Annotated in this window: 19 protein-coding genes; 11 read left to right on the top strand and 8 right to left on the bottom strand. The window is 38.5% G+C overall.

Annotated features, from left to right (window positions below):
- Positions 1 to 13 precede the first annotated feature (13 nt).
- From ASF86_RS09405 to ASF86_RS09395, 3 genes are all read right to left on the bottom strand, one after another.
- Positions 14 to 496 (bottom strand): FKBP-type peptidyl-prolyl cis-trans isomerase, encoded by a 483-nt coding sequence (locus ASF86_RS09405; RefSeq protein ID WP_003650377.1) that lies wholly within the window; start codon positions 494 to 496, stop codon positions 14 to 16.
- Positions 497 to 632: 136 nt separating this feature from the next.
- The gene (locus ASF86_RS09400; RefSeq protein ID WP_056481377.1) at positions 633 to 1,919 is read right to left on the bottom strand and encodes an NAD(P)/FAD-dependent oxidoreductase; all 1,287 of its coding nucleotides are present in this window, start codon (positions 1,917 to 1,919) and stop codon (positions 633 to 635) included.
- Between the two features lie 99 nt (positions 1,920 to 2,018).
- On the bottom strand, positions 2,019 to 3,338 hold the full coding sequence (locus tag ASF86_RS09395; protein WP_056481374.1) for a D-alanyl-D-alanine carboxypeptidase PBP6B: 1,320 nt from the start codon (positions 3,336 to 3,338) through the stop codon (positions 2,019 to 2,021).
- Between the two features lie 171 nt (positions 3,339 to 3,509).
- Between ASF86_RS09395 and ASF86_RS09390 the strand changes: the two genes are divergently transcribed.
- Together ASF86_RS09390 and ASF86_RS09385 are read left to right on the top strand one after the other, a co-directional pair.
- On the top strand, positions 3,510 to 5,213 hold the full coding sequence (locus ASF86_RS09390) for a M61 family metallopeptidase (protein ID WP_056481371.1): 1,704 nt from the start codon (positions 3,510 to 3,512) through the stop codon (positions 5,211 to 5,213).
- A gap of 398 nt (positions 5,214 to 5,611) precedes the next feature.
- Positions 5,612 to 7,849 (top strand): NADP-dependent isocitrate dehydrogenase, encoded by a 2,238-nt coding sequence (locus ASF86_RS09385; RefSeq protein WP_005038959.1) that lies wholly within the window; start codon positions 5,612 to 5,614, stop codon positions 7,847 to 7,849.
- 117 nt (positions 7,850 to 7,966) lie between these two features.
- On the opposite strand, the gene ASF86_RS09380 is transcribed toward ASF86_RS09385, so the two are convergent.
- Complete coding sequence (locus tag ASF86_RS09380) at positions 7,967 to 8,755, bottom strand: rRNA large subunit pseudouridine synthase E (protein ID WP_005038961.1); 789 nt, start codon at positions 8,753 to 8,755, stop codon at positions 7,967 to 7,969.
- Positions 8,756 to 8,951: 196 nt separating this feature from the next.
- Between ASF86_RS09380 and icd the strand changes: the two genes are divergently transcribed.
- Entirely contained in the window at positions 8,952 to 10,208 is a 1,257-nt protein-coding gene (icd, locus tag ASF86_RS09375; protein ID WP_003650391.1) for an NADP-dependent isocitrate dehydrogenase, read from the top strand.
- A 35-nt stretch (positions 10,209 to 10,243) separates the two neighbouring features.
- Here the strand turns inward: icd and ASF86_RS20065 are convergent, their stop codons facing one another.
- A complete protein-coding gene (locus ASF86_RS20065; RefSeq protein ID WP_081407592.1) occupies positions 10,244 to 10,369 on the bottom strand; it encodes a hypothetical protein in 126 nt (41 codons plus the stop codon).
- Positions 10,366 to 11,592, bottom strand: coding sequence for a YbfB/YjiJ family MFS transporter (locus tag ASF86_RS09370; RefSeq protein ID WP_056481369.1), 1,227 nt, complete (start codon positions 11,590 to 11,592; stop codon positions 10,366 to 10,368). The genes ASF86_RS20065 and ASF86_RS09370 overlap by 4 nt, the downstream gene beginning before the upstream one ends.
- Positions 11,593 to 11,640: 48 nt before the next feature.
- Between ASF86_RS09370 and ASF86_RS09365 the strand changes: the two genes are divergently transcribed.
- The 4 genes from ASF86_RS09365 to ASF86_RS09350 all read left to right on the top strand — a co-directional run bounded on the left by ASF86_RS09365 (position 11,641) and on the right by ASF86_RS09350 (position 17,972).
- Positions 11,641 to 12,522, top strand: coding sequence for a LysR family transcriptional regulator (locus ASF86_RS09365; RefSeq protein ID WP_056481366.1), 882 nt, complete (start codon positions 11,641 to 11,643; stop codon positions 12,520 to 12,522).
- A gap of 208 nt (positions 12,523 to 12,730) precedes the next feature.
- Positions 12,731 to 14,122, top strand: a complete 1,392-nt coding sequence (locus tag ASF86_RS09360; protein ID WP_056481362.1) for an L-cystine transporter — start codon at positions 12,731 to 12,733, stop codon at positions 14,120 to 14,122.
- A 147-nt stretch (positions 14,123 to 14,269) separates the two neighbouring features.
- Entirely contained in the window at positions 14,270 to 15,088 is an 819-nt protein-coding gene (locus tag ASF86_RS09355) for a PhzF family phenazine biosynthesis protein (RefSeq protein WP_056481361.1), read from the top strand.
- Positions 15,089 to 15,209: 121 nt separating this feature from the next.
- Complete coding sequence (locus ASF86_RS09350; protein WP_056481360.1) at positions 15,210 to 17,972, top strand: M16 family metallopeptidase; 2,763 nt, start codon at positions 15,210 to 15,212, stop codon at positions 17,970 to 17,972.
- A gap of 61 nt (positions 17,973 to 18,033) precedes the next feature.
- Here ASF86_RS09350 and ASF86_RS09345 read toward each other — a convergent pair whose 3' ends face one another.
- Positions 18,034 to 18,417: a DUF3144 domain-containing protein gene (locus ASF86_RS09345; RefSeq protein ID WP_003650402.1), complete on the bottom strand. Its 384-nt coding sequence runs from the start codon at positions 18,415 to 18,417 to the stop codon at positions 18,034 to 18,036.
- Positions 18,418 to 18,520: 103 nt separating this feature from the next.
- On the opposite strand from ASF86_RS09345, the gene ASF86_RS09340 reads away from it, so the two are divergent.
- Positions 18,521 to 19,153, top strand: coding sequence for a hypothetical protein (locus ASF86_RS09340; protein ID WP_003650404.1), 633 nt, complete (start codon positions 18,521 to 18,523; stop codon positions 19,151 to 19,153).
- Between the two features lie 35 nt (positions 19,154 to 19,188).
- Here ASF86_RS09340 and ASF86_RS09335 read toward each other — a convergent pair whose 3' ends face one another.
- Positions 19,189 to 20,652, bottom strand: a complete 1,464-nt coding sequence (locus ASF86_RS09335; RefSeq protein ID WP_056481358.1) for a CYTH and CHAD domain-containing protein — start codon at positions 20,650 to 20,652, stop codon at positions 19,189 to 19,191.
- Between the two features lie 165 nt (positions 20,653 to 20,817).
- Between ASF86_RS09335 and ASF86_RS09330 the strand changes: the two genes are divergently transcribed.
- The 3 genes from ASF86_RS09330 to hemL all read left to right on the top strand — a co-directional run bounded on the left by ASF86_RS09330 (position 20,818) and on the right by hemL (position 23,269).
- Positions 20,818 to 21,201, top strand: a complete 384-nt coding sequence (locus tag ASF86_RS09330) for a DUF962 domain-containing protein (RefSeq protein WP_017390055.1) — start codon at positions 20,818 to 20,820, stop codon at positions 21,199 to 21,201.
- A gap of 115 nt (positions 21,202 to 21,316) precedes the next feature.
- Positions 21,317 to 21,928, top strand: a complete 612-nt coding sequence (gene thiE, locus ASF86_RS09325) for a thiamine phosphate synthase (protein WP_056481353.1) — start codon at positions 21,317 to 21,319, stop codon at positions 21,926 to 21,928.
- Between the two features lie 42 nt (positions 21,929 to 21,970).
- A complete protein-coding gene (gene hemL, locus ASF86_RS09320) occupies positions 21,971 to 23,269 on the top strand; it encodes a glutamate-1-semialdehyde 2,1-aminomutase (protein WP_004643606.1) in 1,299 nt (432 codons plus the stop codon).
- Positions 23,270 to 23,313 lie beyond the last annotated feature (44 nt).

The raw sequence follows: 23,313 nt of genomic DNA, 5'->3' as shown, positions 1-23,313 counted from the left end.
CTTTACAGATGAATTAGTGGTGATGACCACCTGCACCGTGTACGTGACCGTGATCTAATTCTTCTTCAGAAGCTTCACGGATTTCTACGATTTCAACTTCAAAAGTTAAATCTTGACCAGCAAGTGGGAAGTTAGCATCAACAACAATGTTGTCGCCTTCAACCGCTTTAACAGTTACGATCTGAACGCCGTCGTCTGTTTGCGCTTGGAATTGCATACCAGGTTGAATGTTCTCAACACCTTGGAACATTTGAGCTGGAACTTCTTGAACTAGGTCTGGGTTATATTCGCCATAACCTTCAGCTGCTGGTACATTAACAGTAAATTTTTCACCAACAGTTTTACCTGTTAGAGCATTTTCTAAACCAGGAATGATATTGCCTGCGCCGTGCAAATAGGCAAGTGGTTCACCTTGAGATTGATCAAGTGTTTCACCCTCAGCGTTTGTTAATTTGTAGTGGAATGAAACCACGTGGTTATTTGCAATAGCAGTCATGTTTTTGATCCATTCAATCAATTAAAGCGTACATCATAAAGTGAAAAATAAATTTTGTAGACTACAAAATTTGAATCTTTAACACTTTTATATAATGCGTTTTTATCTAAATAGGGATGAACTTAAAAAATTCAACTCAATATAGTTTAATTTTTGGACGTACACGTCTTGTAAGTAAATCTTTCATTGTGAGTAGTCCAGCCTGTGTGTACCCGTGAATCGTTGCTTGATGTAAACGATATAAAGATACATACATTGTTTTGGCAATATATCCTTGCACACTTACATCGCCAAGTAATTCTCCAACGGCTTTATTACGGCTTAAAGACACAAGCGAACCTTTGTCGTTAAAGCTAAACATGGGTTGTGATCGGCCATTAAGTCGAGCAGCCATAGCATCGACTAAAAAGCTCGCTTGTTGGCTTGCAACTTGAGCACGTGGTCCAAGTGGAGGATGTCTTGCATCAAGTTGGCAACGGGCACAATCACCAAAAGCAAAGACATTTGGGTCGGAATAGGTTTGTAATGTTGCGTAGACCATCAGGCGGTTAATATTATCGCGTTCAAAATCAGTAAAGCTTTCTAAAACTTTAGGTGCTTTTACACCAGCAGCCCAGACGGTAATATCACTTTTTAATTGATCACCATTACTAAAATAGATGGAATGCTCATCAATTTTTTCAACGCGATGTTTGGTTAAAACTTCAATGCCCATTTTTTTGAGCTGTTTTGCACTATGCTCAGCCGTTTTTTCACTTAGAGCAGGTAAGATACGCTCGGATGCTTCAATCAATGTAATTTTGACTTGGTTTGGGTGAATCTTTTTTAAACCATATCGATAAAAGTTTTTAGTCGTTTCAATGAGTTCGGCAGCAAGTTCTACACCTGTTGCACCTGCACCCACGATTCCAATATTTAAAGTCCGCTGATTTGGCTGATTTTGAGCTTCAATATACAGATGTAATAAATCTTGCTGGAAAATATCGGCTTGTTTTCTACTATCGAGGAAATGACAGTTTTCACGTACGCCCGCTGTATTAAAGTCATTTGACACAGAACCAAGCGCCAAAATAAGCGTGTCATAACTCAGTTGTTGCACATGAGTGCTTTGCTCTTTAGAAACTTGAGGGGGGATTAACTCAATTATTTTTTTATCTTTATTAACTCCAACTAATGTACCTAGTACAAATTCATAGTGATGCTTTTCTGCATGGGCAAAATAGTTAGTTTGTTCTTCGTGTGGATTTAAAGATCCGGCAGCAATTTCATGAAGCAAAGGTTTCCAGATATGCGTCAGGTTTTGGTCAATTAACGTAATCTTCGCTTTATGAGTTTTCCCAAAAGTTTCACCGAGTTGTGTCGCAAGCTCTAAGCCTCCAGCACCACCACCAACAATTACAATATGATGTAAATTTTGGGTCATTTTTATCACCTAATTATTTTTCTATAAAAAAAAGATGGCTGAATTATGCCATCTTTTATTTATAAAATTTATTGTGCATCTGTGCACAATTTGATGTTTTTAGTGCGAATCTAAAGGGTAGAGTTTTGCAGCACTATGTTCACTCGATGAAAAAATAGAGAAGAGGCTAGAAAACCACATCATGATTCTTTGGAAAATATTGGCTTCTTCAATATGTACGTTATCTTCAATTTGAAGACTACGGATCAGCTGGTTGTTTTGATAAATAGATACTGTTGCCAAACTCATGACTTTCATTAATGGTGCAGTTAATTGTTTTTCATTTAGTTCAATGTTTACATGTGTTTGAGTCTTTTCGAGTGGAGCAATCACTTTTGGCTGTAAATTGCTATCAAGTACTTGAATGCGTTGAGTCACATTGTCAAAAGTATTTAAGTCAATCGGGGTAGGTTCAGCATATAAAGATGTCGTTACAATTGTCGGTTGCTTTGTTGCGACCTTAAACATTTTTAAAGTCGATTTTACAACAGGCAATTCGGCAATTAATTTCTGCTCAGGAATAATGACTTCATCGCGTGTGTAAGCATAAGCAAGATTCATTAATTTATCTGCAATCTCAGCTCGTTTTACCGCACTTGGTGTACCTAAAACAATTACCAATAAACGTCTTTGAGCTAAGTCAGATGAGAATGAAGGACGTGAAGCTGTTAAAGCCAAATTATAACCAGCGGCTTTAGTGTAACCAGTTTTTAGACCGTCAACAGATGGGTCATATTTCAGTGTAAGGTTTGTTGCATGATGGAAGCGTTGGTTGTAGCTAAAGCTTGGCATTTTTGAATAATGTAAATATTCAGGAGTTTGTTTAATTAAAGCCTGACCTAATAAGCTTAAATCATGAGCCGTAGTGTAATGATCAGGCATCGTAATTCCGGGAGGATTACTAAAATGAGTATCTTTCATACCCAAAGCTTGAGCTTCCTGATTCATACGTTGTACAAAGTGAGGAACATCACCAGAAATTTTTTCAGCTAAAGTCACGGCTGCATCATTCGCAGACATAACAATTAAACCTGCCAATAGTTGATCAACTGAAATTTGTTCACCAGCTTTAAGATACATTTGTGATTCATCCCACTGCACGACACTTACTACCGGTGTTGCAGTAATGATTTCTTCTTTTTTCAGCTTTCCAGCTTTAATCTCTTTTAAAGCAATATAAGCAACCATCATTTTGGTTAAAGATGCTGGTGCGCGCTGCACATGGCTATTATGCTCGGCAATAATTTGACCCGATTGAGTATCTACAATAGTCCATGCGGCGGCTTCAACACTTTCAGGTGCAATATTGAGTAACGCAGCATTGGTTAGGGTAGTGCAGAAAATACTAAAGAGGGTAAAAAGAGATAGAAAAAATTTCACGGATGACCTTAACTTTTACTGGCAAATACGGGACACAGATGCACAGCATGCTATGCCTTTTTTTAATTGAAGGCTAGTGGAAATTGTTGCCAAAAAATACATCTACGCAAGACGATACAAAAAAGTGATAATCTAATGTGAAGCCGTTCTTATTTTTAAATTGAAGAATTTATGTTGCATTATCAAATTGAGTTCGATGATTACAAACAACACCTTGTTCACGTAACAATTCGTTTTTTAGCCAATCCGAATCAGGAACTTTGGCTACCAACGTGGATTCCGGGTAGTTATCTAATTCGAGAGTTCTCAAAACATATTGAATCCGTTAAAGCTTATGATGAAGCTGGACGTATGCTGGACATTAAAAAAACGAGCAAGAATCGCTGGCGTTTATTTAATACAGATCACGAATTAATGACGATTGAATATGATGTCTATGCATATGATTTGTCTGTACGTGGCGCATATGTAGACCAGACGCGTCTATATATTAATCCAGCGTGTGTATGTTTAGCTTTGGAAGGTCAAGAACAGTCTGCTTGTGAAGTTGAAGTTTTCTTGCCAGATGAATTAAAGCATTTTCAGTTAGCAACTGGCTTAGCTTCAAAAAGTTTAGTCAAAGGGCGCTTTACTTTAAAAGCCGATCATTATGATCAATTGATTGATAGTCCATTTGAACTGGCTGATCAAACGCGCTTTGACTTCGAAACACATGGTATTGAACATGAGTTTGTAATTTCTGGTCCACATAATGCCAATATTGATCGCTTAAAAGCCGATATTGAAAAGATTTGTGCAGCTGAAATAAATATGTTTGGTTCAGCGCCATTTAAAAACTATACCTTTATGACGATGGCAACAGGGAATAGTTATGGTGGATTAGAACATTGCAATAGTACAAGTCTGATTACACCACGCGACGATTTGCCAAAATCGAATGAACCAACTGAACCTTCTAAAGATTATCAACGCTTTTTAGGCTTATGTAGTCATGAATATTTTCATTCATGGTTAGTAAAGTTTATCCGTCCTGAAAACTTTGCAAATTATAATTTGCACCAAGAAGGCTACACTTCTTTATTATGGATATTTGAAGGTTTTACTTCATATTACGATGACCTAATTTTATTGCGTAGTGGTGTAATTTCTCAGAAGTCTTATCTTGATTTACTCAAAGCACAAATTGATCGCTATTTACAAAACCCAGGCCGTTTTGTTCAAACAGTTGCCGAATCAAGTTTTGATGCTTGGATCAAATTTTATCGTCAAGATGAAAACTCAAATAATGCGGGTACAAGTTATTACAATAAAGGTGCTTTGGTTGCATTGTGCCTAGATTTAGGTTTACGTCTACGTGGTTCTAGTCTTGATGCTTTAATGCGTCGGTTATATGAAAATACTCAAAATGGTATGCAAGTAAATGAGCGAACCATTTTTGATTTATGTAAAGAACTGACGGGTGATAACTGGATTGAACAGATTAATCATTTGATTAACACGACTGATGAATTACCACTTGATCAGTTGCTTCCTGAATTTGGCTTAAGCTATAGAGTTAAAACTGACAAATCTTTGCCATTAGGCTTGAAACTTGTCGATAAGCCAGAAGGCGTACTCGTGCAAAGTGCTCGCCGTGAGAGCGCTGGAGCAAAAGCAGGTATTTCTGCCAATGATGTGATTATTGCAATTGATGGTTTAAAAGCATCCACTAAGCTTATCGAGAAGTATGCGAAACAGGGTGGCTCTTATACTGTATTTGCTTTCCGTCGTGATGAGTTAATATCTTTTGCAGTCGATTGCGCTACATCTGATTTAACCGAAGTTGAACTTGTCGTTGAAGATCAAGCTAAAACTGAAAAATGGTTAAAAGTATAGATTAAAGCTAAATAGTTTATAAAAAACCGATGTTTTGCACATCGGTTTTTACTTTTAAGTACGTCCTAATGGTGAAATCCGTTTTACCTTTGAGTTTATTTTGAATGAAAAGTATAATAATTGTCAGAACACTGAAAGATATCTCATGTAAGTTAATCATGTTTAATGCCTGAAAAGTGATCTGAATGTGCGTATTACAATGACTTAGATATCAGAAAATTATCTATATATTTGAATTATGTATTATTTCGCTACGAAATGTCGTTATCACTGGATATTTCGTTGACTGGAAGGCAATGAGAGCCGATACTCTCAGGGTTTTATTTAAGCATATCGGTTCGTAGGCACTGGGCCAAAAGCTCGGTCCTCAACACTCAATCAAACGGAAGGGGCTATATATGGCTGGTGAAAAGTCAACTATTATTTACACACTGACTGACGAGGCGCCACTATTGGCGACCTATTCGCTACTGCCGATCATTGAGACCTTTACTAAGCCAGCTGGCATCGAGATTATTAAAAGTGACATCTCTGTAGCTGCACGTGTGCTCGCAGAATTCGCTGAATACCTAAGTGAAGAGCAAAAGGTAACTGACAACCTTGCAGAGCTAGGTCGTCTTACACAAGATCCAGATACTAATATTATCAAACTCCCGAATATCAGTGCGTCTGTTGCGCAATTAACTGCATGTATCAAAGAGCTTCAATCAAAAGGTTATGCAATTCCTGATTATCCGGAAAATCCTACAAACGAAGAAGAAAAATCAATCAAAGCTCGTTATGGCAAGTGTCTTGGTTCAGCAGTAAACCCTGTCCTTCGTGAAGGTAACTCTGACCGTCGTGCTCCAGCAGCAGTTAAAAATTACGCAAAAAAACACCCTCATTCAATGAGCGAGTGGAAACAGTGGTCACAAACTCATGTTTCGCATATGGAAGAAGGTGACTTCTACCATGGTGAAAAATCAATGACACTTGATCGCGCACGTAATGTGAAAATGGAACTTATCACGAACAGTGGTAAAAGCATTGTTCTTAAGCCAAAAGTTGCGCTACAAGACGGCGAAATCATTGATTCAATGTTCATGAGCAAGAAAGCACTTTGTGATTTCTATGAAAAAGAACTTGATGATTGTAAAGAAGCAGGTATTTTGTTCTCGCTACACGTAAAAGCGACAATGATGAAAGTTTCACACCCGATCGTTTTTGGTCACTGTGTGAAAATCTATTACAAAGAAGCTTTCGAAAAACACGGTAAGTTATTTGACGAATTAGGTATTAACGTCAATAACGGTATGGCTGGGTTATACGAGAAAATCGAAACTCTTCCAACATCATTACGTGAAGAAATCATTGAAGATTTACATGCTTGCCAAGAACACCGTCCTGCACTTGCAATGGTTGACTCGGCAAAAGGCATCACAAACTTCCACTCACCAAACGACATCATCGTTGATGCTTCTATGCCAGCTATGATCCGTGCTGGTGGTAAAATGTGGGGTGCTGATGGTAAGCAATATGATGCTAAAGCTGTTATGCCTGAATCAACATTTGCTCGTATTTACCAAGAAATGATCAACTTCTGTAAGTGGCATGGTAACTTCGATCCGAAGACTATGGGTACTGTACCGAACGTTGGTTTGATGGCTCAAAAAGCTGAAGAATACGGTTCTCACGACAAGACTTTTGAAATTTCAGAAGCTGGTATTGCAAACATTACCGATCTTGACACTGGTGAAGTGTTATTGACTCAAAATGTTGAAGAAGGCGATATCTGGCGTATGTGTCAGGTTAAAGATGCTCCGATTCGTGACTGGGTAAAACTTGCAGTAACTCGTGCACGTAACTCAGGCATGCCTGCGATCTTCTGGCTTGACCCGTACCGTCCACACGAAAATGAATTGATCAAGAAAGTACAAAAGTACTTAAAAGATCATGACACGAATGGCTTGGATATTGAGATCATGTCTCAAGTTCGTGCAATGCGTTACACACTTGAGCGTGTAGTACGTGGTCTAGATACTATTTCTGTGACTGGTAACATCTTACGTGACTACTTAACTGATTTGTTCCCAATTATGGAACTTGGTACTTCTGCGAAAATGTTGTCTATCGTTCCGCTTATGGCGGGTGGTGGTATGTACGAAACTGGTGCGGGTGGTTCAGCGCCAAAACACGTACAGCAACTTGTTGAAGAAAACCACTTGCGTTGGGATTCGCTTGGTGAGTTCCTTGCTTTAGCAGCGTCTTTAGAAGAGATGGGTATTAAAGAAAATAATGCTCGTGCTAAGTTACTTGCGAAGACTCTTGATGAAGCGACTGACAAGTTACTTGACAATGGTAAGTCACCATCACGCCGTACGGGTGAGATTGACAACCGTGGTAGCCATTTCTACTTATCACTTTACTGGGCTCAAGCGCTTGCTGCACAGGACGAAGATGCTGAGTTGAAAGCTAAATTTGCTCCTCTTGCAAAAACTTTAGCTGAAGAAGAACCGAAGATTGTTGCTGAACTTGCTCAAGTGCAAGGTAAACCAGCTGACATCGGTGGTTACTATGCAATTGATAAAGCAAAAGTAGATGCTGTAATGCGTCCAAGTGCTACATTTAATGCAGCTCTTGCAACTGTTGAGGCTTAATTACTAATTCGTTAGTAAATAGCTTAAAGGCCGGTGCATATGCACCGGCCTTTTATTTTTAGAAAAATAACAGGCATTAAAAAAGCCCACTGATGTGAGCTTTTAAAAGTTTAAATCTTATCGACTATTACGGCCACGACCACGTGGTGCTTTAGCATTTGGACGAGTTGTACCATTGGTTTTACGACGAGGTTTTTCACCTTCATCCATTTGCCAAATACGTTTCGTACCAGACTTTTTCGTAGAACCGTCTTTATTCTTACGAACCATTGGTTTACCGCCAGTACCACCTGGTTTTTTCACATATGAACGTGAACGATAAGGTTCTTCAGCTGGAACATCTTTAAAGTCAGGGTAAAGCAAAGGCTCAATTTCTTTAACATCACCAGGTTTTAAACCGAGTTGAACTAAATCAATTGAACCAATTTTAGTACGAATTAAACGTAAAGTTGGAAAACCTACCGCAGAAGTCATACGACGAACTTGACGGTTACGGCCTTCGCAAATTGAAATTTCGATCCAAGATGTTGGAATATTTGCACGAAAACGTACAGGCGGGTTACGTTCCCATAACCATTCAGGTTCACTTACTTTAATGGCTGTAGCAGGAAGCGTCATACCATCGTTAAGTTCTACACCTTTACGAAGCTGCTCAAGCGCTTCTTCAGTTACATCGCCATCAACTTGAACTAAATACGTTTTGTATTTTTTATTTGCAGGGTTAGTAATGAACTGATTCAGACCACCATGATCAGTTAAAAAAACTAAACCCTCAGAGTCCATATCAAGACGGCCTGCCAAACGCAAAGTCGGGTCATCAACAAAGTCAGAGACGGTCATATGCGCTTCGTCTTTACGAAACTGGGAGAGAACGTCATATGGTTTGTTGAGAATGACAATTTTCATAAAAAATGACTTCTTCTTTCAAATAACTAGAGAAAACATTGAGGTTTATTTAAGTGAGAAATCTTATTATTTCTCATATAAATCCCAAAAATGATTAATTTCAATTAAGCTATTATGCGTTAAGAAGAGTTGAAAGTATTGTGTATCGATAATTATTTTTAGTTAATTAAGTATTATAAAAGGGAGAATTCACATAATGGGTTATCAGAAGATCGTGGTTCCTGCAGATGGCGACAAAATTAAAGTAAATGCAGACCTGTCACTGAATGTACCAAATCATCCAATTATTCCTTTCATTGAAGGTGATGGTATTGGTGTGGATATTACACCAACCATGAAAGCAGTCGTAGATGCTGCTATTTTAAAAGCTTACGGCGGCAAGCGCTCAATCGAATGGATGGAAGTGTATTGCGGTGAAAAAGCCAATAAAATTTATGGCAGCTATATGCCGGAAGAAACTTTTGAAGCACTTCGTGAGTTTGTTGTCTCAATTAAAGGTCCTTTAACCACGCCCGTTGGCGGCGGTATCCGTTCATTGAATGTTGCCTTACGCCAAGAATTAGATTTATATGTTTGTGTACGCCCAGTGCGTTGGTTTGAAGGCGTACCTTCACCAGTTCAACATCCTGAATTAACAGACATGGTCATTTTCCGTGAAAATTCGGAAGATATCTATGCAGGGATTGAATGGAAAGCTGATTCAGAAGAGGCTAAGAAAGTCATTAGATTCCTTCAAGAAGAAATGGGTGTGACAAAAATCCGTTTCCCAGAAGGCTGTGGTATTGGAATTAAACCTGTATCGAAAGAAGGTTCACAGCGTTTAGTACGCAAAGCCATTCAGTTTGCAATCGAAAATGATAAACCTTCGGTGACGCTTGTTCACAAGGGTAATATCATGAAATACACCGAAGGGGCGTTCAAAGAGTGGGGCTATGAGCTGGCTCTAGATCGTTTTGGTGGAGAACTGATTGATGGCGGCCCATGGGTTAAAATTAAAAACCCAAGAACTGGTAAAGACATCATCATTAAAGATGTGATTGCAGATGCTTTCTTACAACAAATTTTAATGCGCCCAGCTGATTACTCTGTTATTGCAACGCTTAATTTAAATGGCGACTATATTTCTGATGCGCTCGCAGCAGAAGTAGGCGGCATCGGTATTGCACCGGGTGCAAATATTGGTGGTGCAATTGCAGTTTATGAAGCAACTCACGGCACTGCGCCTAAATATGCTGGTCAAGATAAAGTAAACCCAGGTTCTATCATTTTGTCTGCGGAAATGATGTTACGTGATATGGGCTGGACAGAAGCTGCTGATCTGATCATTAAAGGAATTTCTGGAGCGATTGCCGCTAAAACCGTAACTTACGATTTTGAGCGTTTAATGCCGGGTGCAACCTTGTTACGTTGTTCTGAATTTGGTGATGCGATTATTAAGCACATGGGAGAGTAATCTTCTATAAAAAAGCCCTCGGTTGAGGGCTTTTTTTATTGCAAAAATTCAGGGTGTTTTGTGGTCTTCGTGATGCCGACTTTCTTTTGATAACTCTGATCTATGGCCTGAATAAAAAGAACAAAGGCAATTAAAAATAGGGGGAAGAACAGAGATTTCATGATTCGGTTTCTCCGAGAGTTGAGATGTAAGTAGGACGTACAGGAAGTAAAAGGCAAACTGCAAAGAGTAGAACGATTCCACCCAAAAGAAAGAGATGTGCATAAGACCAATGCAAATGATGCAAAGTACTAATGACGACACCACCTAAAAGCTGAGTGCTAGCAAACCCAATCGTGGCCAGACTCCATAGCTTTTGATAACGTTGTTCATAAATCTGTAGCAGACTATAAGAGCTAATAAATACCGTTGCGGGAGTCAGTAATCCTGTAAGAAGGGAAGATAAAGCGAGCAAAGAAGTGGACTGGGAAAAGAAAGGTAAAACAACAGCCAGACAGTAAATGGCATATAACCATTTAATGGTGTGTAAATATCCTATTATTCTGCTTAAGCAATAAGCGACAAATGCACCAATGCAGCTTCCTGCACCATAGAGAACCCAAAATAAATTCCTTTGCTCTAAGGAAAAATGCAAAGTTCCAGATAAATAATCCATCCAGAATAGAGAGTGAGGAATATAAGCAAAGGCACTGCACATATAGGCAATAATAATGACAAGACCTAAACGTGATTTCTGTGAGGCTTGCAGGTTGGTAGAATGTGGCTTAATCACCTGAGCAGTATTACGACTTAATAATTGATAAAGCAGTACGCTTCCTAATATGGAGATGCCTGCAAAAATATCCCAAACATAATGCACAGGTATATTTTTAAGTACAGGAATAATAATGGTGGCAGATAACACACCCACGCCAATCCCGCTAAATCCTAAAAAATTAACTTTTAATCTTTGCGTGGTAGGAATGTATTTCATGGCAAAGCTCGGAGCTAAAATCATAAGTAAGCCGCCAGCAATACCAGAAACCGTACGCCAGAAAATGAACCATGCCAGAGGCATATCCATGAATGAGCAGCATAGTAGGCTGAGGCTACCGGCAATAGTTGAGAGTACGATCATGGATGGGATGTACTTTTCTTTAATACCCAATAACGCCAATAAAGCACCAATGAGATATCCCAATAAATTTGCACTTCCTAAGAAGCTGGCAAAATCATGGGTCCAGTGATATTGCTCAATCATGATGGGCATGAGCGCAGTATAGGAAAATCTGAACACTCCAATACCCAAACAAGTTGCCAAAAAGACAAGTAAGCTCATTCGATAAAACGTAGACATGAGAAGGCTCTCAATTTTTTTATTATTAAAAGCTAGTTTTATCATCATTAAAAATGATTTAATAAGATGATAGTTATCTTGTTTTGAGATAGTGTAATGTTATTAAAGTCACTAGAGTTTTTCTTGGCGGTCGCAGAGAGTGGAAGTTTTTCATTGGCTGCACAAAAAATGTATACCGTTCAATCGAATATCACGAGCCATATAAAAAAACTTGAAGAAGAGTTGGGGGTGATTTTATTAAATCGCCATAACCCAGTGACGCTAACCAATGCAGGACAACAGCTACATAGTTATGCCGTTCAAATGCTTGCACTACACCATAAAGCTAAAAAAATCTTTCAAGAAGGTGGAATTGATCCTGCTGAATCAATCCGACTTGGAAGTATGGAGACCACTGCTGCGATACGTTTGCCACAGTTACTCAATCAATGTATGCAGCAATATCCTACTTTACCTATTGAGCTCCAAACTCATCCGACACGTTATTTGTTAAATGCTGTACATCAGGGTGAATTGGACTGTGCTTTTGTAGCATCTAAACATTCCATTCCTGAGTTATATAGTTTTCCAGTGTGGCATGAAGAGCTGGTTCTGGTTTGCCCTAAGCAACAAGAGAGCTTTCCAGACATAGAAACTCTTGCAAAAACAAGGTTTATTGCATTTCGGCAAGGTTGCTCATATCGACATGCCATAGAGCTTTTCTTGAATGACTTTAGTATTCCACCTTCGCAAATTATGGAAATGGGAAGTCTGGACGGTATTGTGAGTTGTGTAGAATTGGGTGTTGGTTTTGCTTTATTACCTAAGTCTTATCTGGCAAAAGTTGCAGATAAAGTGTCCGTCAATTGTTTTGGCCTAAATACGGAATCTGCTTTTTTCACTACATATTTAGTTGCCCAGTTACCAGAAACATGGGGAACCAATTTAAAGCAATTTATTTATTTTATTGAGCAACAATTTCAATTAAAGGTTGCTTAGGTGGAGGCTGATTTTTATACATAAATATCTTACGTAATTTATAAATTAAAAGTGATATATATGTATTTAAAAGTCATTTTATATTCTCACGCAGGTTTGTAATCATCTTGATGCTATAAAACTGTTGAAAAGGGTAGTTTATATAGGCCGGCTATGGTCAAATATGCCCCCTTGAAAGATGACACAAGCAATAATTTGGAGTTTGGGAATGAATATACCCTTAATCATCAATATTGTGGTTTTTGTCGGGTTAATATTTTTACTCGCCCAAACACGTAAAACGGACTGGAGCTTATCGAAAAAAGTTCTGGCTGGCTTAATTCTAGGTGTGGTGTTTGGTTTAGGACTACATTTGATTTATGGCGGTGGCCATCCGATTCTTGCTGAATCTATTAGCTGGTTTAATATCGTTGGAAATGGCTATGTAAAACTTTTACAAATGGTCGTCATGCCTTTGGTATTTGTGTCTATTTTGGGAGCGGTTGCAAAATTACACCAAGCATCGTCTTTAGGCAAAATCAGTTTTTACACGATTGGTACTTTACTATTTACAACGCTGATTGCGGCACTCGTAGGGGTATTTGTTACTAACCTGTTTGGCTTAACGGCAAAAGGCTTGGTGCAAGGTGCTGCTGAAACTGCGCGCTTAACTGCCATTAATACAGATTATGTAGGCAAAGTTACCGATTTAAGTGTGCCGCAATTTATTCTTTCCTTTATTCCAAGTAATCCATTTGCTGAATTAACTGGTGCAAACCCAACTTCAATTATTAGTGTGGTTATCTTTGCCGTATTCTTAGGTATAGCAGCGCTAAACTTAATGAAAGATGATGAAGAAAAAGGTCAGCGTATTTTAACTGCAATCCAGACTTTACAGTCTTGGGTAATGAAGCTTGTTCGTTTAGTGATGACGCTTACACCTTATGGTGTTTTTGCACTCATGACCAAAGTTGTGGCAAGTTCTAACGTAGCAGATATCTTAAATTTAGGCGGTTTCTTGGTGGCGTCTTATTTAGGCTTGGCGATTATGTTTGTCGTACATGCCATTATTTTGACGCTTACTGGTGTTTCGCCACTTAAATTCTTTAAGAAAGTTGCTCCAGTTTTAACGTTTGCATTTACCAGCCGTTCAAGCGCTGCAAGCATTCCACTGAGTATCGAAGCACAAACTCGTCGTTTAGGTATTCCTGAATCTATTGCAAGTTTCTCTGCTTCATTTGGTGCGACAATTGGCCAAAATGGTTGTGCTGGTTTATATCCAGCAATGCTAGCGGTAATGGTTGCACCAACGATGGGAATTAACACGCTAGATCCAATGTGGATTGCATCGTTAGTCGGTATTGTGACTTTAAGTTCAATTGGTGTTGCTGGAGTAGGTGGCGGTGCGACTTTTGCTGCACTGATCGTACTTCCTGCAATGGGTTTACCTGTAACTTTGGTTGCGCTTCTTATTTCAATTGAACCATTAATTGATATGGGACGTACTGCATTAAACGTAAATGGTTCAATGACTGCGGGTGTTGTTACCAGTCAATTTATGGGCCAGACAGATAAAGAAATATTAAACAGTGAAGATGAAGTTGAATTAACACATCATTAATAAACTGTAAGAGACGACTCAATCTTATTGGATTGGGTCGTTTTTTTATGTGTGAATAATGGCTGTAATGCTAATTTTTAAAAATCTGTGTCTGTTTATATTTAAAAAAATTGAAGACAATGAGTTAATTTAAAAGAGTTGAATATCATGAAAATGTATCAAGTCGATGCTTTTACAAAAGAGTTATTTCGTGGAAATCCGGCTGCTGTGGTTGTTGAAAAAGAATGGCTAGATGCAGATTTAATGCAGAAGATAGCATTTGAAAATAACTTGTCTGAAACTGCTTTTGTCAAAATCATAGACTCTGAAAATTATGAAATCCGTTGGTTTACTCCAACAGTTGAAGCTGATTTTTGTGGGCATGCCACTCTTGCTAGTGCTTTTGTAATATTTAAAGATTTTACTAAGAAAAAGACGATTAATTTTCATGTACGAAACTTAGGGCTTTTTATAGTTCATCAAGATGAAGACGGCAAAATTAGAATGAATTTTCCAATTTGTAAAGCTCATCAAGTTGAAGATTATCCGGCTATTTTACGTCAAGCTTTAAGCAAACCTTTTAAAGCGGTTTATCAAAATCCTTATGCCTACGTCATTGAATATGAGTCAGTTCAAGATGTATTGGATGAAAAACCAGACATGAATTTGCTAAAAAAATTAGGTAAGTTACGTACTGCTGTTACAGCAAATGATATGGATGTTGCAATAACATCAAAAGCCGAACAGCAATATGATTGCGTCTCTCGCTATTTTGCACCTGTCGCGGGTATTGATGAAGACCCCGTAACAGGTTCAATTCATACCGCAATAGCGCCGTTATGGGCAGAAAAGCTTGGGAAAAATAATATTGTGGCTTATCAGGCTTCTAGCCGCGGAGGCATTTTATATTGCAATATTCTGTCTGAAGAACGTATTGAAATTTCAGGATATGGGAAACTTTATATGCAAGCTGAAATTTTTCTTTAAAATATAAGGCCGTTTAAATAAACGGCTTTTTTTCAAAACTTTACTATGAAAGTCAGCTTAAATTTCCTACTATAGTCCCACAACTATTGATTTTTTATTATTCAAATTAATTGGTATTTATATGTTTATGCAGTTTAAACAACTGACTCTCTCCCTATGTATTCTTAGTTTAAGTGCTGCGTCTTGGGCACAAACCACACTAGTAAAAAGCAAGCAAAATATTGAGGAATATAAATTAGATAATGGTTTTCGGATTGTACTTGCACCGAATGACAAAGAAAATAAAATCTTTATTAATACCATTTATTTAACAGGTTCATTAAATGATCCGCAAGGCAAAAGCGGTTTAGCTCATTTACTTGAACACTTGGCTTTTAAGGGGACAAAGAATGTTAAAGGGGAAGAATTCCAGCGCCGTTTAGATCAATATACGTTAATGACGAATGCGAGTACGGATTATTACTCGACCAAATATACCAATATCGTTCGTCCGGAAAAGACTGCACTAAATGAAGTGTTGTATCTTGAATCTGAGCGTATGGATAAATTGGTTCTACAAGAAAAATTTGTTCCTTCTGAAATTGAAATCGTAAAACGCGAACGTGAAGTTCGTATGGATCAGCCTTTTGCTGTTTTAATGGACCAAATGTGGAAATCAGCTTATGGCAATCAATATTTAGGTCGTTTACCGATTGGTGATTTGCCTGAGCTTAAATCTATTAAAATGCCTGAGCTAGACCGTTTTTATCGTAGCTGGTATGCACCGAATAATGCAGTCATGGTTGTTTCCGGTAAGTTTGATAAAACAGATGTCTTAAAAACAATTGATCAATATTTTAGTCCAATTGCGGCACGAGAAGTTCCGAAGGCTATACAGATTCCTTTACTCGACTCTACAAAAATAAAAAATCGTGAGTTTGTGGTGAAAAAGGGCAGTGATCTCGCTAAATTCCATATCTATATGAATGGTAAAAACACCAAAATTCAGCCGACACTCGCTTTAGCTCCTTTGTTATATACCATGCAACCAAGTGGTCATCTATATCAGAACATGGTTGAAACTGGTATTACCACAAATGTTGATGCGAGTACGTGGTTAGACCAAGATTTTAATGTGGTGTTTCTAGGCGCTATTTATGCACCAAGTAATGACCCTAAAAAAGTTGAAAGCTCTTTGCTAGCGGGTATTGAAAAAGGTAAGCCTTTTACTGAAGTTGAATTAAATCGTGTTAAGAGTTTAATGAAAACTCAAGGCGACTTAATCACTAAAGATGCGGTAGCACTTGGTTCACGTTTGAGTGATTACACGGTCGCTGGTGGGCAATGGGATCAATATTTTAAGGACCTGGATTCGGTAAAAAACGTTAAGCTAGATGAAGTAAATCAAACTTTAAAACACTTCCTTGTGGCTGAGCATCGTATTGACGGTGATATTTTGCCAACACCTGAAGACCAGAAGAAAGCTCAACAACAAAACTCAAAAGATGCGCCTAAAACCTTAGATCAGGTGGAAGCAAAGGCTGAGCCTTTAAAAGATCCGAAGGCGTATCAACAAGAAGTCGCTGAGTTTTTAAAAACTTCTAAGCAATATGTTGAAAGCAATGAGAAAAAGATTATTCGTGGAAAGCTGAAAAATGGAATGAAGTATGCTTTATTCCCGGTTGAAACACGCGATGATCGTACTTATGCCACAATTACGATGGACTTCGGAACAGAGAAATCTTTATTTAATAAAGGTACAGTAGTCGATTTAACCTCATATTTATTACTACGTGGTTCTGATAAATACAGCTTGCAGGATATTGCCGATAAGTCGATTGATGCGGGAGGGGCCGCTTATGCGAGCGCTGATGGTAATGGCATGACCATTAATATTCAGTCTAAATCAGAAAAATTTGATGAATTCTTTAAGTTTGCTCTTGATGTGATGAAAAATCCAAAATTTGAGCAATCTCAATTTGATTTGATTAAATCGCAGAGCTTATCTAGTTTAGATCGTCCGTATACTGAACCGGATGTTGTAGCAGGTTTAACACTTTCCCGTTTACTTGAAGAATATCAACCGGGAGATTTGCGTTACCACTTTGAACCAGAGTTGGCAAAGCAGCAATTGAAAAGTGCTACTCAAGAACAAGTGAAAGAGTTGTACGAGCGTTTCTTTGCTATGAACCACGCTCAGATTGCGATTACGGGCGGGTTTGATCCGAAAAAAATGCAGAAATTACTTAATCAGGAATTTGGTCGTTGGAATGGTAAACAGCCTTATCAAAAAATCTTGATTGATCATGTTGATTTTCCAGCTCAGCAAGTTCATGTTTTATCTGAGCAGCGCGAATTTGGTAGCTACCAAAGTGTGCTCGCTCTACCAGTCGGAAAAAACCATCCTGATGCATCTGCTTTAATTTTACTTAACTATATTTTAGGTGAGTCTCAAATTTCATCACGTTTGGCCCAAGAGCTTCGTGAGAAAAATGCATTAGTGTATGGTTTTGGCAGTGGGTTACAGCTTGATCGTGATACTAACGTAGGTGCTTTAAGCATTAGTGCAAATTACACTTCGGGCCGCTCAGCGCAGGTTTCTGCATCAATACATAAAGTGTTGAATGACTTGTTGAAAAATGGTGTGACAGAGCAAGAGCTTGAAGCTGCAAAAGCAGATATCATGAAGAAACGTGTTACGGCATTAGAAGATGAACGTAATATTCATGGGATGTTAAATCTCCAGCTTGAGTCAGGTAAAACATTACAAGACCGTGTAAAACACGATCAAAATCTGACTAAACTGACTGTTGCTGATGTAAATGCAGCAATTAAAAAGTATATTAAACCTGAACATTTAGTTGAGGTTATGGCCGATCAATATGGTCAGGCAGCAAAAAAATAAAGTCTTCTTTTAAATAAAAAGCCACTCAATTGTGGCTTTTTATTTGGGTATTTAAATCATATTAATGATCATGTTTATGCGCGTGAAAATCTTCATTTTTACGGAAACGTAAATAATTTTCGAACTGTTCACAATATTCATCGAAATTATCTTCAAGCATCATTTGAAATTGTTGCACAAGATAAGACATGACCTGATCTTTAGCATCACGCATTTCATTGCCATCTTTAAAGTTATTTGCCGCTACCCATGTGTTAAAACGGGCGCTAGCAAACAACATTGCTGCACTCACTTGACCACGCAGCTCGGCTGGATCTGGTTTTTCACCTTTTGGCGGGCGACAAAAATCATTCGCTTGTTTGATAAATTCATCCGCACGCTCAAAGAAAACCGCATTTAAAGCTTCTTCTTCAGTAACATCTGTTGCATTGATCTTTTGAGACATGACTTATTCCCGCAAAAATAGAGTTGCTTATTATAGGCAAAGCCTTGCGGAAACAAAACCTTTGCCTTAGTCTGTAAATAGCCTAAGTATCGGGAAGTTTAATATGCAAGATGCAATTGCTATTCAAAGTTTAAAAACGGATATCGCTTTATTACGACAGCATATTTTCCCGCCTCAATATTTAGAACATGTGGAAGGGCTGCCAATCTATTATGGTTTACAACAAGAAGTCGAAATTTATTACCAACAATGGCAAGGCCTAATTGAAAGGGCACAAGAACTTTTTCAACCCTTTATGGAAGATGAATTACCAGATGCGATTCATTTGCCAAGTCATTTAAATTTACCCTTGTTCTTTTTTCACGTAGACCGAATTCGGATTAATAAAACACGTGCGAAAGAGTCTAAAACTTTCCGTGGTGTTGCAAGCTTAATTGAAAAATGTGGGCAGTTCGAAACAGATCAGATTTTTACGATGCAAGAATGGTTGCAGAGTGACGATACTGCTGCACTGGTGGCTCATCGTGAGTTTATCGATTTAAGAACCTATGTATTCCAACATGGCCAAAGTGAATATACCCGTTCACGTTTTTATACCAATGGTATTGTGTTAGGGGTTGAGCCGCATTTTAAATTGGTTGATGCCCGTGATAAGCCAAGAAAGCAACGTAGTGATAGCTATAATGACCCGTTAGCAGATAACGGTGTATGGAAAGTATTTGGTAAGTATAGATAAAAAGTCGCTGCACGTTTACAGCGACTTTTTATAAATTACCAGAACGTTTCAGCCTGACTAAAAGTTTGTAAAGCTTTGGCGGACCGCTTTTGTAAGTGAGGCTGTTTGGCTTTTACCCATCCTAGTGCAAACCAGAAAGACGAGTCATTTTCGACAATTTTATTGAAAATACCTTCAGCAATAAACAAATCGTTATATTGACCTAAGGTGTTTTGTACAGGTTGTAGCTGTTTTAAATATTGCTGTACTTTTTTGTCAGGATAAAGACTTGAAATAAACTCAACACAATAACGTAACTGCTTAGCTGTCTTGCGTATTTTGTGTTGTTCAGTGACTTCAAGCTCAGAGAAATGTTCAGCATTGCTGATCACTTTATGATGTAGCTTATCTAAACTCTTTTTAATATGTTTTTTTAACCCACCTGTTTTGTTCTTTGAATCTTCTTCTGAATACGCAAATGCTAATAAATCGAGTAATAGTTTAATCGTGTCCGAAGATCTAAAGAGTATTGAGAGCTCTTTTAATGGCTGTGCTGAAACGGGTAGTAAAAGCTCAGGTGAACCGTGTTGCTTAATGATTGGTAACACTTCGGTGCGAATAGCATCTTCATCACGAGTGTCTCCAAGTTGGCGGAAAAGCTCGGCAATTTGTTCTTCCCAAAGAGGATTGACCTCATTTGACCAGCTAGAAAAATGTTTAAGTGCGCTACGTAAACGGCGCAAACTTACACGTGCCTGATGAATATGTTCAGCTTCGGCAATGCCATCGGCAATTGCAGCCATATTTGGTAAAAATTGTCCTAAACAGTTTTCTACAATCTTTTTGAGGGCCTGTTCAGCAGTAATACCTTTATTTAATGTTAGTGCTTTGGCATGAACAGCGGGTGAAGCCGCTTGCCCCAGCGCTAATAAATTACCACGCTCGGCTTTACTTCTTACATCGAGCCAAAGGGTATAACGATTAATCCATTGCTGTGCAAACTGGATAAGTGTTTTAACTGCGCCTTGTTTAAGTTCAAATTCAACTTCGCAAATTATGCTTTGAGCGGTTGCAGTTTTTACGACACCGTCATCAAGGCAAACTTCAATCGCTGTATTGTCTGCTTCAAACACATGATAAGTACGCTGTACATCCGTTTCAAATTGCAAACTTAATTTTTTAGCTTCTTTACCTAGGGCTGTATTAAGTAAATCAGTCACTACTTTATTGTCTTGATATAACTCAAGGTTTAAATCAGGTTCTTGGTCACATTTGCCTAAAAAAACTTCTTCTTCAACACGGTGTAAATGGCTTTGACCAGCAGCTTTAAATGTTTGGACCCAAAGATCATTTTCTTTACGCAAACGTAGCGCCATGCCATTTTTTGCGAGTAATCGATCGGGGGTGTCGTAATATTTTGCCTGTAGATGAATCTGTTGTGCTTTATGCTTTTTTAAGTATTGTTGAACAGATTTTTTCTTCGATTCAGGTAACTGAAACTTAAGCTCAACTTCAACCATAACGTATCTCCCTGAATCAGTTATTTAAACTATCTTGAATGAGTATAATAGCTTAGTACTAAAAGTAGTGGTTTTGATAGAGAAAGTTACAATCAAACATATGACGCTATGCTTTTATTTCGGTGTACAATCAGGTGACGTTTTGATCAAATAAAAATCAGGAAGATGATCGTGAATGCACCCATAAACTTTAATCATGAAGCTCAGCCAGAGTTTGAATTACCAATTAAAAATTATCAGGAATTTTATCGTTTTTACTTAACCGAACACCGTAACATAATGAGCAGACGCTTACATGTGGTGGGTAGTAGCATTGGTATATACTTTTTTTCTAAAGCCATTCGTAAAAAACAAGCCAAATATGTACTCTATGGTTTGGTAGCGGGTTACGCAAACGCTTGGGTTGGACATTTTGTGTTTGAAAAAAATAAACCTGCGAGTTTTAAACAACCTTTCTATAGCTTTATTTCTGATTGGCGCATGTTATCTGATGTTGCACGTGGTCGTTTGAGTTTGACCGATCGCAAACACGATAAGATTCCGAGTTAATTTTTATTTCTATTCTTAATAGACCGATTGGTACTGGTAAGCCCATATCAATCGGTACTTATGATGACCTATAAATCCGTTATACTAGCGAAGTTTTTTAAAGCAAGAGTAGAGTATGCGCGGTTTATATCTGATTACCAATGATGACCCAATCCAATTATTATTAGAAAAACTAGATGTCGCGCTCGCAACTAAACAGGTCGCAATTTTACAGTACCGCCGTAAAAAAATAGAAAAAACTAACCAACCTGCTGAAGTTGAACAGATCAAACTTTTATGTGAAAAATACCAAGTTCCTTTTGTGATTAATGATGACCTAGAACTGGCTGCTCAGTTTGGTTTAGGTGTACATTTAGGGCAAAGTGACGGTGAAATTACCGATGCAAAATCTCAGTTACCACAAAATGTCATTATCGGTCGTACTTGCTTGAACTCTCTAGAGCTTGCCCAAAAGGCGATTGCAGATGGTGCAACTTATATTGCATTTGGTGCTGTCTATGCGACCTCTACAAAACCTGAAGCAGGTAATGTGGGCATTGAAGTGATTAAGCAGGCAGCAGCTCAATATGACCTACCGATTTGTGCAATTGGCGGTTTAACTGTTGAAAACTCAAAACCTGTGATTGAGGCTGGGGCTGACCTGTGTGCAGTCATTAGTGATATATTAGGTCGATCAACTGCTGAAATTCCTGCCCGTGTACACGCGTGGGCACAATTATTTTCTTAAGCTTTCAAAATTATTTTTTAGATATTTAAGACGAGCATTTCCATGAGTTTATCTCCAAAGCAAGAACAGTTATTTAAACAAGCCAGCAAACACATTCCAGGTGGTGTGAACTCTCCGGTACGTGCCTTTAATGGCGTTGGAGGAACACCTGTTTTCATCGAGAAAGCCAAAGGTGCATATTTGTGGGATGTGGATGGTAAGCGTTATGTTGACTATGTTGGTTCTTGGGGACCAATGATTTTGGGCCATGCTCATCCAGAAATTATTAAAGCAGTACAAACAGCCGCAGAAGATGGTTTAAGTTTTGGTGCACCGACCGTACACGAAACAACGTTGGCAGATATTATCTGTGAAATCATGCCATCAATTGAATTGGTACGTATGACGAACTCTGGTACAGAAGCGACCATGACGGCTATTCGTTTAGCGCGTGGTTATACTGGCCGTGACAAAATCGTGAAGTTTGAAGGTTGCTACCATGGGCATTCTGACTCGCTGTTAGTAAAAGCAGGTTCGGGCTTACTCACTTTAGGTGAAGGTGAACCGACTTCAAAAGGTGTTCCGGTTGACTTTGCTAAACACACTTTAACGCTGCCTTACAACGATATTGCTGCATTAAAAGAGTGCTTTGCTAAGTTTGGTCATGAAATTGCGGGTGTAATCATTGAACCTGTCGCAGGTAATATGAATATGGTGAAACCAATTGACGGTTTCTTACAAGCCATTCGTGATGTGTGTGATGAATATAAATCTGTCTTTATTATTGATGAAGTGATGACAGGTTTCCGTGTTGCATTAGGTGGCGCTCAATCAGTTTATAATGTTAAGCCAGACTTAACGACCTTAGGTAAAATTATTGGTGCTGGCTTACCGGTAGGTGCATTTGGCGGTAAACGCGAAATCATGGAGTGTATCGCGCCTTTAGGCGGCGTATACCAAGCAGGTACATTGTCTGGAAACCCACTTGCTATGCGTGCGGGTATCGAGATGTTCAAACATCTTCGCCAACCAGACTTTTACAGCAATTTATCTGCTCAACTTGAAAAGTTACTTGCAGGTTTACAAGCAGCGGCTGATGAAGCAGGTATTCCATTTAAAACTCAGCAAGCTGGTGCAATGTTCGGTCTTTACTTTACCGATCAAGAAGACATTACAAGCTTCGACTCTATGTTGGCATGTGATATTGAAGCTTTCAAAAAGTTCTTCCATGGTATGTTAAAGCGTGGTGTAAACTTGGCACCGTCGGCATTTGAAGCAGGCTTTATTTCATCTGCTCATTCTGATGAAGATATCGAATATACGATTCAGGCTGCAAAAGAAACATTCGCTGAAATGAAGTAAGCAAAAAGGCCCGTTTAAAACGGGCTTTTTAATTTGAGCTATTT

Source organism: Acinetobacter sp. Leaf130 (assembly GCF_001423205.1).
GTDB classification, from domain to species: domain Bacteria; phylum Pseudomonadota; class Gammaproteobacteria; order Pseudomonadales; family Moraxellaceae; genus Acinetobacter; species Acinetobacter calcoaceticus.
The sequence above is the reverse complement of the archived record's forward strand: the minus strand, read 5'-3'. Positions and strand labels throughout refer to the sequence as shown.